Origin of the sequence: Pseudoalteromonas sp. UCD-33C (genome assembly GCF_001306895.1) — a bacterium.
Classification (GTDB): domain Bacteria; phylum Pseudomonadota; class Gammaproteobacteria; order Enterobacterales; family Alteromonadaceae; genus Pseudoalteromonas.
The window spans coordinates 703,026-715,692 of record NZ_LJTB01000002.1 but is presented as its reverse complement, the minus strand read 5'-3'; the positions used below and the strand labels follow the sequence as shown (position 1 = coordinate 715,692).

Genomic DNA, 12,667 nt, shown 5'->3' with positions numbered 1-12,667 from the left:
GTATCACTGTCTTCTGCTATTACAGTTTCTTTAATGCCGCAATAGCACTGTCGTAATCAGGCTCTTTTGATAGGTTATCGACAAGCTGCTTGTAAACGATGTTATGTTCTTTATCGAGCACAAATACGGCGCGGGTTAACAAGCCCATATCTTTGATAATCAAACCGTAGTTCTTACCAAAGTCGCGCCATACTGAGTCAGATAAAGTCACTACTTTGTCTATATTCTCCGCTTTACAAAAGCGTTTCTGTGCAAACGGTAAGTCTGCGCTTAAGGTCAGCATCGCCACACTTGGGTATTCTGAAGCTACTTTTTCATTAAAGTGTTTGGTTTGAATACTACATACGCCAGTGTCTAAACTTGGCACAACGCTTAAAAGCACTGCTTGGCCTTGATAGTTGTCTAATGTGACGGGCGTAAAGCTGCCATCTACTACTTTAAAATTAGGCGCTTTTTGACCAACTTCAACACCTTGTCCTAGTAAAGTGACTGGCTTAGACTGGGCAGAAACCTTACCAGCATCTAAACTATTTTCTGATAAATCACCTGCATAACTAAACGTGCACACTGCACTTAATGCAAATATAAGTGGACGTAACATAATAAGATTCCTTCAAATTAACGCATTTAACATCAGTGTATTATACTCATGAGGTGGCTCCAAGGATTAGTGCAATTTAAAATTGTAAATAACCAGTAGTTTGATTAACATGTGTTCGTGACCCTATTTTTTATATATAAAAATAAGAATAAAGTTGCTAGGCTAATTTGTGTCTAGTTAAAAAGTACGGATTTAGAGAGAGAGTATGTCAACATCGGTATTAGTTTGTGATGATTCAAAGTTAGCTCGTCGACAATTAGCACGCTCTTTACCCGATGATTGGGATATTAAAGTTGAGTTTGCTGAAGACGGTGTTCACTGTATTGAGCAAATCAAAAAAATTCAGCCTGAAATACTGTTTCTCGATTTAAACATGCCTGAAATGGATGGCTACGAAGTACTTCAAGCTATTCAAGAACAAGACCTTCATGTTCTCACCGTGGTTGTTTCTGGCGATATACAACCTAACGCTCACCAACGTGTGCTTGAGTTAGGCGCTATCGACTTTATTCAAAAACCTTGCTCTGCAGAAAAGCTTGCAAATATCATCGAGCACCATGGTATTAAAGATAAAGCCATGCGTGAGCGCCTTGCTAATAAGCTAGGTGAGCAAGTTGACCCTGATGTACGTGACATCTATCAAGAGCTCACAAACGTGGCTATGGGGCAAGCAGGGGACTTATTAGCGCGTCTTCTTAATGTATTCGTAAAGCTTCCTATTCCTAATGTAAATGTATTAGAGGTAAATGAGCTCGATATGGCTTTACGCTCGATTGATGCGAATGCCACTACATCTGGTGTGTGCCAAGGTTTTATCGGTGGTGGTGTATCTGGTGAAGCCTTATTACTGTTAAATGATTCAAGCTTTAAAGAAATTGCGTCACTTATGAATTACGAAGGCGAGCTTAACGATAAAGTTGAGCTTGAGCTGCTGATGGATGTCAGCAATATTCTAATTGGCGCGATTTTATCAGGGCTTTCTAAACAGCTCGATATGCGTTTTAGCCAAGGTCACCCTGTGGTGCTAGGACAACATTGTGATGTGACCGATTTAGTAAAAGCCAATAAATCTCGCTGGCAACGAACGCTGGCGATTGAGATCAGCTATGGCATCGAAAATCACAATATTAACTGTGATTTGATGTTGCTGTTCACCGAGGACTCATTAAAAACCCTTAAGTACAAAGTAGCTTATTTATTAGAAGACTAAACTATGCCTGCAGCCGATTTTAATATGAATGAACTCCATTGGTTAATGGATATGTTTAATACAGTTGATGTAGGCCTAGTGGTGCTCGATAGAGACTACAAAGTATGCATCTGGAATGGGTTTATGGAAAACCATTCCGGCTTATTGCCAAGCGCGGTAAAAGATAAAGACCTGTTTGACTTATTTCCATCAATTGATGAAAAATGGTTTCGCAGCAAATCTGAATCTGTGTTCATTCTAAATAATCGCTCGTTTACTATTTGGGAGCAGCAGCCGTATATTTTCCGTTTTAAAAATTACCGTCCGATTACCGGTAAAGCGGATCATATGTATCAAAATGCCACTTTTATTCCGCTGACGACGACCACAGGTGAAGTATCGCATATCTGTATCATTATCTATGATGTAACCGATGAAGCGGTGAATAAAAAAGAGCTAGAAGAAGCCAACAGTAAGCTTGAACAAATGAGCCGTACCGATGCACTTACTAAGCTTACTAACCGTGGTTATTGGGAAGAAAAGCTACGCAAAGAATATATGCGCATTGTGCGCAGTGGCGGATGTAGCAGTTTGTTGATGTTTGATATTGACCACTTTAAAAAGGTTAATGATGAGCATGGCCATCGTGGCGGTGATGAGGCACTGCGTCATATTGCAGACTTACTACGTAAAACTCTGCGTGAAACAGACTTAGCAGGTCGCTATGGTGGTGAAGAGTTTGCGGTAACCTTGCTTGATACTGATCATGAGGGTGCGCATATCTTTGCTGAGCGATTAAGAACACTGATTGAGAACTCATCAATTTACTTTGATGGCAAACAAATTCAACTGACGGTCAGTATTGGTTTTGCCTGCTTCGACGAGAAGTTTGATCGCTACGAAAAGTGGGTTGAAGCAGCCGATAAAGCCTTATATCACTCAAAAGAAAACGGCCGTAACAAGGTCACAGCTTATACAGATTTATAAACAAACAAGGGGCAAATAAGCCCCTTTTTGATATTTATTTGATTAAGTTTGCGGATTAAACCCCAAGTGGCGGTAGAACAAGAATATCTGTTTTAAGTAGCTTCATGACTTTTTCGGCAGTATTACCAATTAAATGACCTTTAATACCCGTATTACCTACCGACCCCATAATCACTAAGTCTGCATTTAATTTAGCTGCAACACTTGGGATCACTTGCTCAACGACACCGGCTTTGATTTTAAGCTTGTCTTTTAAGTCGTGGGCTTCGATTAAGGTACGCTGTGCTACGGGTAGCTTTTCAAAGGCGTTAATTACTTGCTCGTCTGAAAAGACAATGCCTAAATCACGTAAAAACGGCGATACATGTACGGTATAACAAGCGTAAAACTCGCTGTCGTAGTCTTTAGCATAGGCTAAGCCTGCTTTGATAATTGCTTCGTTTAAACAGTATTTAGTCGCCTTTTCGCTGCCTAAATCAAGGGCTGCCAGTACATTGGTATTGTTACGCCACTTGTTATCGGCGGCCAAATAAAGCGGTAGTGGACTAAAGCGAATAAGCTGCCAGTCTAGCTCTGTAAATTGCGTTTCTTCGTCGATGTGGCGAGTTTTAATCACCATTTCATAGTCTGACGTATCAAGCTCATTGGCTAGCCACTGTACTGGGCTTTCATGCCACAGGGTTTGCAAAGTATAGCTACCATCATCTAAATGCTCACTGATAAGTGGACCAAGTGCTGCACGGACTTTAGCGAGCTCTTTGTCTTGAATAGCGAGCGCTTCATCAGGTGGAATAGAGAATAAAATGTTATTGGTGTCTTCGTAGCTAAAAGCAACAATATCAATATGCTTCATGCCTTTGGCTTTTTGCTTTGCATGTAATATAGACGTTTTAGCATCGGCTGGAGAGTCGATGATCACCAGTATTTTTTTATTCATTTTTGGCTACTCTGTTGTGTGTCGGGTATCACTGCTTGGGCATTCACCCAATAATGAAACTTCACCTGTTGCGGTTTCTTGTTCCAGTTTTACCTTAAAGCCCCATAGCCTGTAAAGGTGTTTTAACACTTCATCTTTTGATTTAGCTAACGGAATATTGTTATGTGGTACATAACGCAGAGTGAGTGAACGATCTCCTCTAATATCAACATTATAGACTTGGATATTTGGTTCGTGATTACTTAGATTGTATTGTGCCGACAGAGTTTCACGAACCTGATGATAGCCCATTTCATCATGGATGGCACCGACATTGAGAGTCGGCTCTTTTTCATGATCAATAATGGTAAACAACTTAAAATCACGAATAATTTTTGGCGATAAAAACTGGCTAATAAAGCTCTCATCTTTAAAGTTTTGCATTGCAAAGTGCAGGGTTTCTAACCAATCACTGCCGGCATACTCCGGAAACCATTTCTTGTCTTCTTCTGTTGGGTTTTCGCAAATACGGCGAATATCAACCATCATGTTAAAGCCAAGAGCATAGGGGTTGATCCCTGAATAATAATTGCTGTTATAGGGCGGTTGATACACCACATTGGTGTGACTTTGTAAAAACTCAAGCATAAAGGCATCGGTGAGCTTACCTTCGTCGTACAGGTGGTTCAAAATGGTGTAATGCCAAAACGTAGCCCAGCCCTCATTCATCACTTGAGTTTGTTTTTGTGGGTAAAAATATTGCGAAATTTTACGAACAATTCGAATTATTTCTCGTTGCCATGACTCTAGCAGCGGCGCATTTTTTTCGATGAAGTACAAAATGTTTTCTTGTGGCTCTTCTGGAAAACGACGCTCACGCTTTTTCGACTCTTGCTGCGAAGTAGGGATTGTGCGCCACAACTCGTTGACTTGCGATTGTAGGTAGTCTTCACGTTCTTGTTGGCGTTTTTGTTCTTCAAAAAGTGAAATACGTTGCGGGCGTTTGTAGCGGTCGACACCATAGTTCATTAACGCATGGCATGAATCAATCAGGTTTTCGACCTCGGTAATACCGTATTTCTCTTCGCACTTGGCAATGTAGTTTTTGGCAAATAATAAGTAATCGATAATTGAGCTGGCATCAGTCCAGGTCTTAAATAAGTAATTGCCTTTAAAAAATGAGTTGTGACCATAGCAGGCGTGGGCCATTACCAAGGCTTGCATAGGCAGGGTGTTTTCTTCCATTAAATAGGCAATACACGGGTCTGAGTTAATAACTATTTCATAAGCAAGGCCCATTTGCCCACGTTTATAGTTTTGCTCTGTTTGAATGAATTTTTTACCATACGACCAGTGGCTATAGCCAATCGGCATACCCACACTCGAATAGGCATCCATCATTTGTTCAGCAGTGATCACCTCAATTTGATTCGGGTAGGTATCGAGTTTATAAATTTTCGCTACCCGTTCAATTTCAGTTTGATACTCTGTTAATAGATCAAATGTCCAATCAGGACCGTCGCTAATACGTTTATCGGCCATACTTTACCTCACTGGCAAGGCTATGCGGCGCCTTGCTGCTGACGATTCTTTTTAAATAATTCACGGAAAATAGGGTAAATGTCCTCAACGCCACGAATGTGTTGCATGGCAAAATTGTCGTGGGTTTGCACTATTGATTGATACTCTCGCCATAAACTTTGATGAGCACGGGCAGTAATTTCGATATAGGCGTAATAACGCACCGCCTTTAACAGTTTATTACGTAAAATTTCGCCACAGTTTGGCGAGTCATCAGCCCAGTTATCGCCATCAGAGGCTTGCGCTGCGTAAATATTCCACTCTTCAGGGTTATAACGTTCAGCGATGATTTCGTTCATCAGTTTTAATGCACTTGATACTATGGTGCCACCCGTTTCTTGAGAATAGAAAAACTCTTGCTCATCGACTTCTTTCGCTTGGGTATGATGACGAATATAGACAACCTCTATATTTTTGTAGCTACGAGTTAAAAATTGATAAAGCAGAATATAAAAGCGTTTTGCCATGTCTTTCGTTGCTTGATCCATCGAGCCAGACACATCCATTAAACAAAACATGACAGCTTTGCTTGTTGGGTGTGGTTGCTTTTCATAATTACGAAAACGTAAGTCGTAATTATCAATAAAAGGCACTGCTTTAATGCGGTTTTGCAACTCCTCAATTTGGCGTTCAAGTAAGGCAATTGCCGCCTTGTCTGGCTGCTGTTCAGCTTGTAGCAGAGCGAGCTGGCCTTCAAGCTCAGCAAGGTGACGTTTTTTGCCTGCAGTCATCGCCACTCTGCGAGCAAGCGAGCCTTGCAATGAGCGAACAATATCAATATTGCTTGGCATGCCGTCGTTACAAAAACCAGCGCGATGGGTTTTCATTTGCACCAGTTTATCGAGCTGGTTTTGTTGCAGGTTAGGCAGCTCAAGATCTTCGAACAATAAGTCTAAGTATTCATCTTTTGAAATAGAGAATACAAAGTCGTCTTGTCCTTCACCAGAGTCACTGGCTTCACCTTCGCCACTACCACCACCTTGACCGCCCCCTTGCGGGCGCTTGATTTTGTCGCCCGTAGAAAACTGGTCATTGCCTGGGTGGATTTGTTCACGGTCGCCACCACGTCCTTGATGAAAAATAGGCTCACTGATATCACGTTGCGGAATAGAGATACTCTCGCCGCTAGTGGTATCGGTTACGCTGCGCTTATTAATGGCATCAGATACCGCTTCTTTAATCTGTTTTTTATAACGCCTGATGAACCGTTGACGATTCAAGGTACTTTTGTTTTTTCCATTCAGGCGTCGGTCAATAAAATGCGCCATAACAACCCCCTTAAAACAAACGTTTTTACTGCGATTTTCTAACGCGTAAATACCATTCAGAAAGTAAACGTACTTGTTTTTGGGTATAGCCTTTCTCAACCATACGATTGACAAAGTCTTCGTGTTTTTTCTGATCTTCTGCAGAGGTTTTCGCATTGAAGGAAATAACCGGCAGCAGATCTTCGGTATTTGAGAACATTTTCTTCTCAATAACTGTGCGAAGTTTTTCGTAGCTGGTCCAAAGCGGATTCTTGCCTTGGTTGTGGGCACGCGCCCGCAGTACGAAATTAACTATCTCATTACGGAAATCTTTAGGGTTTGAAATACCCGCAGGTTTTTCAATCTTCTCAAGCTCTGCGTTAAGCGCAGCACGGTCAAATAACTGGCCAGTATCTGGGTCGCGGTATTCTTGATCTTGGATCCAGAAATCTGCATAAGTGACGTAGCGGTCAAAGATGTTTTGCCCATATTCTGAGTAAGATTCTAAATAGGCTGTTTGTAACTCTTTCCCGATAAACTCTACATACTGAGGAATGAGGTATCCTTTTAAGTGGCTTAAGTAACGCTCTTCAACATCGGCGGTAAATTGCTCTCGCTCAATTTGCTGTTCAAGAACATAGAATAAGTGCACTGGGTTGGCTGCCACTTCAGTGGTATCGAAGTTAAATACCCGCGATAGGATCTTAAACGCAAAGCGGGTAGAAAGCCCTGTCATGCCCTCATCAACACCCGCGTAATCGCGGTATTCTTGATACGACTTCGCTTTCGGATCGGTGTCTTTTAAGCTTTCGCCGTCATAGACCCGCATTTTTGAATAAATACTTGAGTTTTCTGGCTCTTTAATACGCGAAAGAGTGGTAAATTGTGCCAGTGTTTTTAATGTCCCCGGTGCACAAGGGGCATCATGTAATTCACTGTTTTCGAGTAGTTTATTGTAAATTTTAACTTCTTCAGATACACGTAAACAATAAGGCACTTTGACGATGTAAACACGGTCTAAAAATGCTTCATTGTTTTTGTTGTTCTTAAATGTTTGCCACTCAGATTCATTTGAGTGAGCTAAAATCATACCATTAAACGGCAGGGCACTAATGCCTTCTGTGCCGTTGTAATTGCCTTCTTGCGTTGCTGTAAGCAATGGGTGTAGCACCTTGATTGGCGCTTTAAACATTTCCACAAATTCCATTAAGCCTTGGTTTGCTAAACAAAGTGCACCTGAGTAGGCATACGCATCAGGGTCGTTCTGTGCAAAGTGCTCAAGCTGGCGAATATCTACCTTACCAACTAACGCTGAAATGTCTTGATTGTTTTCATCGCCGGGCTCAGTTTTCGCAATCGCAACTTGATTTAAAATAGATGGGAAGCGCTTAACCACTCTAAATTGGCTAATATCACCATTAAATTCGCTTAAGCGTTTTGCGGCCCACGGTGACATCACTGTTTTTAAATAACGCGGTTTAATGCCGTATTCTTTTTCTAAAAGCTCTGCGTCTTCATTTGGGTCAAATAAGGCTAAAGGGTGGTCGTTAACAGGCGAGCCTTTAATTGAGTAAATAGGTACCTGCTGCATTAAGTATTTTAGCTTTTCAGCAATGGATGATTTACCGCCACCTACTGGGCCAAGTAAATACAGTACTTGCTTACATTCTTCTAAGCCTTGCGCAGCATGTTTTAAATAAGAGACGATTTGCTCAATGGCATCTTCCATACCATAAAAATCGTGAAATGCAGGGTAGCGTGCGACTACGCGATTAGAAAACAGCCTGCTTAAGCGCGCATCGGTTGAAGTGTCGATAATCTCCGGCTCACCGATGGCCATTAATAGCCGCTCAGGTGCGCTGGCATAAGCTGATTTATCCTTCTTACAGATCTCGAGAAATTCCTCAATACTGTATTCTTCTTCTTGCGCTGCTTCGTATCGTGATTGGTAATGCTCAAAAATACTCATAGAGACCTCCGAAAACCCGCTAAAATGACGTGTAATTAGATTAAGAGAAAAGCAAAGGCTAATTAAAGCTTAGTCACGATTTTGAATTTTTGCGCAAGAAAATTAAGAATTTAATTGAAAAAAGCTCATCTTGATTACGCTTTTTGGCTGAGGGCTTGGCTGCGACTTAGAAGGGGCGTGCACTGGCAATAAAAAAGACGCCGAAGCGTCTTTTTTTGATTACTGCTAGTAACAGAAGATTAAGCGAAGTTAGCGTTCGCGAAGTCCCAGTTAACTAATGCCCAGAAACCTTTTAGGTAATCTGGACGAACGTTACGGTAATCGATGTAGTAAGCGTGTTCCCAAAGATCCACTGTTAGGATTGGAGTAACACCTTCATCAGTTAAAGGCGTTGCAGCATTTGATGTGTTAACGATATCAAGTGTGCCGTCAGCTAGTTTAACTAACCAAGTCCAGCTTGAACCGAAGTTGTTTACTGCTTTGTCGTTTAACGCTTCTTTGAATGCGTCGAAAGAACCCCATTTAGCGTTGATCGCGTCAGCGATTGCGCCTGTAGGCTCGCCACCGCCGTTTGGAGATAGGCTGTTCCAGTAGAACGTGTGGTTCCAGATTTGTGCAGCATTGTTAAATACGCCACCTTCTGAAGAACATACGATTTCTTCTAGAGATTTGTTTTCGAATTCTGTGCCTGGGATCAGACCGTTTAATTTCACAACGTAAGTGTTGTGGTGTTTACCGTGGTGAAACTCTAGAGTCTCTTTTGAAATATGTGGCTCTAATGCATCGATTGCGTATGGTAGTGACGGTAGTTCAAATGCCATTTTTTATCTCCATCTTCTTGGTTGATAGTCCACTCAGTTATAGGTAATAGCAAGGTAAACAGCGTACTTCCCTATACCAAGTGGTATTATAGTGTTACTATAATTGTTGAGTATTTTACTCAAGTTTTAGCAAACAGCAATGCTATTGCTAAAGACTATTTAAAATTGTGGCTACGAATGCCGATTTTAAGTTATATATCTGAGGCCACAGTGAAACTTTTTCAAGGCCAATGTAGTAAGCCAATGTCTTTTTTGAGGTTGTAAATGGAAACCATCGATAAAATTAAACAGCAAATTTCTGAAAATCCTATCCTTCTTTACATGAAAGGATCACCAAAGTTACCTAACTGTGGTTTTTCTTCACAAGCATCACAAGCACTTATGGCGTGTGGTGAGCAGTTTGCTTACGTTGACATTCTACTTAACCCAGATATCCGTGCAGAGTTACCTGCATACGCAAACTGGCCAACATTCCCACAGTTATGGGTAGAAGGCGAGCTTATCGGTGGTTGTGACATTATCATCGAAATGTTTCAACGTGGTGAATTACAGCCACTAATCACTGAAACAGCTGCAAAGTACAAAGAAAAAGACGCTGAATAATTATCTAGTGTTGAAAGAAGCCGCTGATTGCGGCTTTTTTAATACCTATTTTCTTAGTTAAGTACAACTTAAAAATAAAATGCATGTTCAATTTTCTGCTGGGTTGATTATTAAATGAAATGTGAAGCTCCACCACTTGTTGTGTCTGGTGCGCTAGTAAAACAGGAAAGTTCCTACTTTTTCAAAGGGGTGCCTTTTACGGGGGTTGCGATTTTCACTGAAAGCGGGGTTGTTGTTAGCAAAAAGCAATTTTTTAATGGCGAAATATTAGGAGATTACAATTTTCCTTATATCGATATTAAAGGGCTTGAGTTATTAGATAGTATCATTGATGAAAAATGGGATGGAAACTTACAGCTTTTTCATGAAGGTAAGCCTTTTAATGGTGTTGTTTATGAGATTGCTTATGACTGGTTGTGTGATGTACGTTGTATCATTGAAGGGTGGGAATTAGATGGTTTGTCTCAACATTTTCAAAAGCATGATTGTTACTCTGAATTAATTTATGGCGCTGGTCCTATTCAGTATGAATATATATGGAATGAGCCTTCAGTGTTGTCTTATTACAAAGTGAAGGTTCAAGCTGGGGATAAAAGAAGTTTAAAGTTATCATTTAATAAAGAGAATAAGCTTCGTGGTATATATATCTATAAGAGTATTGACGATATCTTTTCTTTGAATGCTAAGGTTGATGACTCACCGCTAAAAATCACGAGTTTTAGCGATATAAAAAAATTGCTTTCTGATAATGTTATAGAGCTTAGCTTACAAGACGTAACGGATGTAAAATTTACAGAATTATTGCCGTCGCTGTTAGAGTTCCCAGTTAATACGCTTTTAGTTTCAAATATTAGCTGGGGTGTTTTATACGAGCTGAAAAAACATGCTTGGCTGGAGCTAGAAGAACTAAGCTTTCACCATTTAGTTAATTTAACACTAGATGAGGTCATTTCTTTTCGAAATGATAATTTTAAGAAGGTAAAAATATTATACAAACTTAAGCTTTATTAATGAGTTAAGATTTATGTTTTTTCATAAGTCTTTTCTCTATGTTCTTTTAAAGTTTTATTTACCAGTTGATCAGCTTGACGTGTTGTCTCGGGAAGTCGGTATTTAGGCGTTAGCTTGAGTACCCACTCAACTGCTGTATCTAAAGATACTTTATGGCCAATAGATACATAAACAGGTTTAATGTTATCTTGTGTGCGTAACACTTTGCCAATAACTTCGTCGTTATCTAATAAATCTGCCGTTGCGCCGCGGTGTTCTGCAAGTTTATTAAACTCGCCTAATAACTTGGTTTTTCCGCAACCTATGGTGGGGATATCTAATATGACACCCAAGTGGCAAGCAAGACCAAAACGCCGTGGATGTGCAAGGCCATGACCATCGCAAACAATTAAATCAGGTGTTATGGCCAGTTTGTTATATGCATTTAAAAGCGGTGGCACTTCACGAAATGAAAATAGCCCTGGTATATAAGGAAAGCTGATGGGCTCAATACTAGTTTGTACTTCAAGTACTTTTAATGTATCAGCATTCAGTACCGCAATTGCGCCAACAACTTCAGATGATTGTTCGTTATAAGCAACATCGACACCAGCAATTGTCTTAACACACTGCTTTTCATCGGATGCTCTTACTTTTTTAGAGAGCGACAGCTGTGCTTCTCTTAAACTATTGATATCCATAAAATCTTAAAAATTCTAAGTATAATGTGAGATTTTATCATAATTAAAAAATGCTAGTTGTATGAAAAAAATAAAGTTTATTATTACTCCTCAAAAAAGCAGGTACATGTAAATAATGAATAAAAACTTAGAAAAATTTTTACGAAAGCGTAAGCGTGCAATCAAAGGCCCGGAAAAGTATAAAAATATTTTTGAGGATAATATTGTTAGAATTACTCACTATATTGAGCATGGTAAAACCCAGGGAGAAGAGTTTTCTAATGAGCGATTACCTTTTGCTCCTTGGGAAAAGCTTAATATTGAACTGTCAGGCCAATGTAAAATTTACGAAAATATTGCACAGGCTAGTTTAGTTAAGGACAGCGTGATTGATGCAGAGCACTTAAGTTATTATTTAAATTATGGATACTATGAATTAGCAATTGCGCATATAAAGCAAAAACGCTGTTTTATTCGTTTTGGAGTTGAAAACGAAGGAGTTATTTCACCTGGCAGTGTATTTCAATTAGCTACAGCTGTTTTATTACATCAGTATGATTATGCTCGGCAATTTTATAGATTATTCGAAAACGGTTATATGAAAAACTGGATAAACCGCTCAAAAAGTCATATTGGTGATTTTATCATCTTGTTGTTTGATAGGGCGAAAGGTGATAATACCCTAAAGCCGATTGTAGATGACTTTGCTTATCAAGCTATTTTAGATAACTGGGATAGTACAGACTTAACAAAAGTTACCGCTTATCTAAATCAGTTATGTGATGATCAAGTCGCTCAGGTTGCATCACCACCGAGTAAGATGTTTTTTGAGTTCGATAATATGAACTGGCAATTTACACCTTATGCTGCACTTATGCTGCTAACGCTAAGAGCACAACATGGCCTTGAAAACCCTGATTTTGATCACCCAGGTTTTGGCAATGTTACTTCTTTACTACTAACTCAGCCTGTAGCCCCTCAAAAAGATGAGGTGCTTGAACAACTCGTTGCCAAGTTACATGAGCAAGGTTTCAACGAAAAGGCTTTACTAGCATAGAGGTTTAAATAAGTGGTAATTTAATC

General features: G+C 40.0%; 12 protein-coding genes. 5 read left to right on the top strand and 7 right to left on the bottom strand.

The window, feature by feature from the left end:
• Nucleotides 1–19 precede the first annotated feature (19 nt).
• Nucleotides 20–601 (bottom strand): thiol peroxidase, encoded by a 582-nt coding sequence (gene tpx, locus AOG26_RS06415; RefSeq protein WP_054561732.1) that lies wholly within the window; start codon nucleotides 599–601, stop codon nucleotides 20–22.
• A gap of 205 nt (nucleotides 602–806) precedes the next feature.
• Here tpx and AOG26_RS06410 point away from each other — a divergent pair, with 205 nt between their 5' ends.
• Both AOG26_RS06410 and AOG26_RS06405 read left to right on the top strand, forming a co-directional pair.
• Nucleotides 807–1,811 carry a response regulator gene (locus AOG26_RS06410; RefSeq protein ID WP_054561731.1) on the top strand — a complete coding sequence of 335 codons (1,005 nt, stop codon included), beginning with the start codon at nucleotides 807–809 and terminating at the stop codon, nucleotides 1,809–1,811.
• 3 nt (nucleotides 1,812–1,814) lie between these two features.
• Complete coding sequence (locus AOG26_RS06405) at nucleotides 1,815–2,777, top strand: sensor domain-containing diguanylate cyclase (RefSeq protein WP_054561730.1); 963 nt, start codon at nucleotides 1,815–1,817, stop codon at nucleotides 2,775–2,777.
• A 55-nt stretch (nucleotides 2,778–2,832) separates the two neighbouring features.
• Here AOG26_RS06405 and AOG26_RS06400 read toward each other — a convergent pair whose 3' ends face one another.
• The 5 genes from AOG26_RS06400 to AOG26_RS06380 form a co-directional block, all read right to left on the bottom strand.
• Nucleotides 2,833–3,714 (bottom strand): universal stress protein, encoded by an 882-nt coding sequence (locus AOG26_RS06400; RefSeq protein WP_054561729.1) that lies wholly within the window; start codon nucleotides 3,712–3,714, stop codon nucleotides 2,833–2,835.
• 6 nt (nucleotides 3,715–3,720) lie between these two features.
• A complete protein-coding gene (locus AOG26_RS06395) occupies nucleotides 3,721–5,235 on the bottom strand; it encodes a SpoVR family protein (RefSeq protein WP_054561728.1) in 1,515 nt (504 codons plus the stop codon).
• Between the two features lie 20 nt (nucleotides 5,236–5,255).
• Nucleotides 5,256–6,542, bottom strand: coding sequence for a YeaH/YhbH family protein (locus AOG26_RS06390; RefSeq protein WP_054561727.1), 1,287 nt, complete (start codon nucleotides 6,540–6,542; stop codon nucleotides 5,256–5,258).
• Between the two features lie 25 nt (nucleotides 6,543–6,567).
• Nucleotides 6,568–8,490, bottom strand: coding sequence for a PrkA family serine protein kinase (locus tag AOG26_RS06385; protein ID WP_054551538.1), 1,923 nt, complete (start codon nucleotides 8,488–8,490; stop codon nucleotides 6,568–6,570).
• Between the two features lie 239 nt (nucleotides 8,491–8,729).
• Nucleotides 8,730–9,311: a superoxide dismutase gene (locus AOG26_RS06380; RefSeq protein ID WP_054551537.1), complete on the bottom strand. Its 582-nt coding sequence runs from the start codon at nucleotides 9,309–9,311 to the stop codon at nucleotides 8,730–8,732.
• Nucleotides 9,312–9,575: 264 nt separating this feature from the next.
• On the opposite strand from AOG26_RS06380, the gene AOG26_RS06375 reads away from it, so the two are divergent.
• Both AOG26_RS06375 and AOG26_RS06370 read left to right on the top strand, forming a co-directional pair.
• Nucleotides 9,576–9,914, top strand: coding sequence for a Grx4 family monothiol glutaredoxin (locus AOG26_RS06375; RefSeq protein WP_054551536.1), 339 nt, complete (start codon nucleotides 9,576–9,578; stop codon nucleotides 9,912–9,914).
• Nucleotides 9,915–10,028: 114 nt separating this feature from the next.
• Nucleotides 10,029–10,925 (top strand): hypothetical protein, encoded by an 897-nt coding sequence (locus AOG26_RS06370; RefSeq protein ID WP_054561726.1) that lies wholly within the window; start codon nucleotides 10,029–10,031, stop codon nucleotides 10,923–10,925.
• A gap of 11 nt (nucleotides 10,926–10,936) precedes the next feature.
• Here AOG26_RS06370 and nfi read toward each other — a convergent pair whose 3' ends face one another.
• On the bottom strand, nucleotides 10,937–11,605 hold the full coding sequence (gene nfi, locus AOG26_RS06365) for a deoxyribonuclease V (RefSeq protein ID WP_054561725.1): 669 nt from the start codon (nucleotides 11,603–11,605) through the stop codon (nucleotides 10,937–10,939).
• A gap of 115 nt (nucleotides 11,606–11,720) precedes the next feature.
• On the opposite strand from nfi, the gene AOG26_RS06360 reads away from it, so the two are divergent.
• The gene (locus AOG26_RS06360) at nucleotides 11,721–12,641 is read left to right on the top strand and encodes a hypothetical protein (RefSeq protein ID WP_054561724.1); all 921 of its coding nucleotides are present in this window, start codon (nucleotides 11,721–11,723) and stop codon (nucleotides 12,639–12,641) included.
• Nucleotides 12,642–12,667: the final 26 nt, after the last annotated feature.

Coding starts and splice junctions, on each gene's coding strand:
- AOG26_RS06390 (WP_054561727.1), bottom strand. CDS start 6,542: ATGGCGCATTTTATTGACCGACGCCTGAATGGAAAAAACAAAAGTACC.
- AOG26_RS06405 (WP_054561730.1), top strand. CDS start 1,815: ATGCCTGCAGCCGATTTTAATATGAATGAACTCCATTGGTTAATGGAT.
- AOG26_RS06400 (WP_054561729.1), bottom strand. CDS start 3,714: ATGAATAAAAAAATACTGGTGATCATCGACTCTCCAGCCGATGCTAAA.
- nfi (WP_054561725.1), bottom strand. CDS start 11,605: ATGGATATCAATAGTTTAAGAGAAGCACAGCTGTCGCTCTCTAAAAAA.
- AOG26_RS06385 (WP_054551538.1), bottom strand. CDS start 8,490: ATGAGTATTTTTGAGCATTACCAATCACGATACGAAGCAGCGCAAGAA.
- AOG26_RS06370 (WP_054561726.1), top strand. CDS start 10,029: ATGAAATGTGAAGCTCCACCACTTGTTGTGTCTGGTGCGCTAGTAAAA.
- AOG26_RS06410 (WP_054561731.1), top strand. CDS start 807: ATGTCAACATCGGTATTAGTTTGTGATGATTCAAAGTTAGCTCGTCGA.
- AOG26_RS06395 (WP_054561728.1), bottom strand. CDS start 5,235: ATGGCCGATAAACGTATTAGCGACGGTCCTGATTGGACATTTGATCTA.
- tpx (WP_054561732.1), bottom strand. CDS start 601: ATGTTACGTCCACTTATATTTGCATTAAGTGCAGTGTGCACGTTTAGT.
- AOG26_RS06360 (WP_054561724.1), top strand. CDS start 11,721: ATGAATAAAAACTTAGAAAAATTTTTACGAAAGCGTAAGCGTGCAATC.
- AOG26_RS06380 (WP_054551537.1), bottom strand. CDS start 9,311: ATGGCATTTGAACTACCGTCACTACCATACGCAATCGATGCATTAGAG.
- AOG26_RS06375 (WP_054551536.1), top strand. CDS start 9,576: ATGGAAACCATCGATAAAATTAAACAGCAAATTTCTGAAAATCCTATC.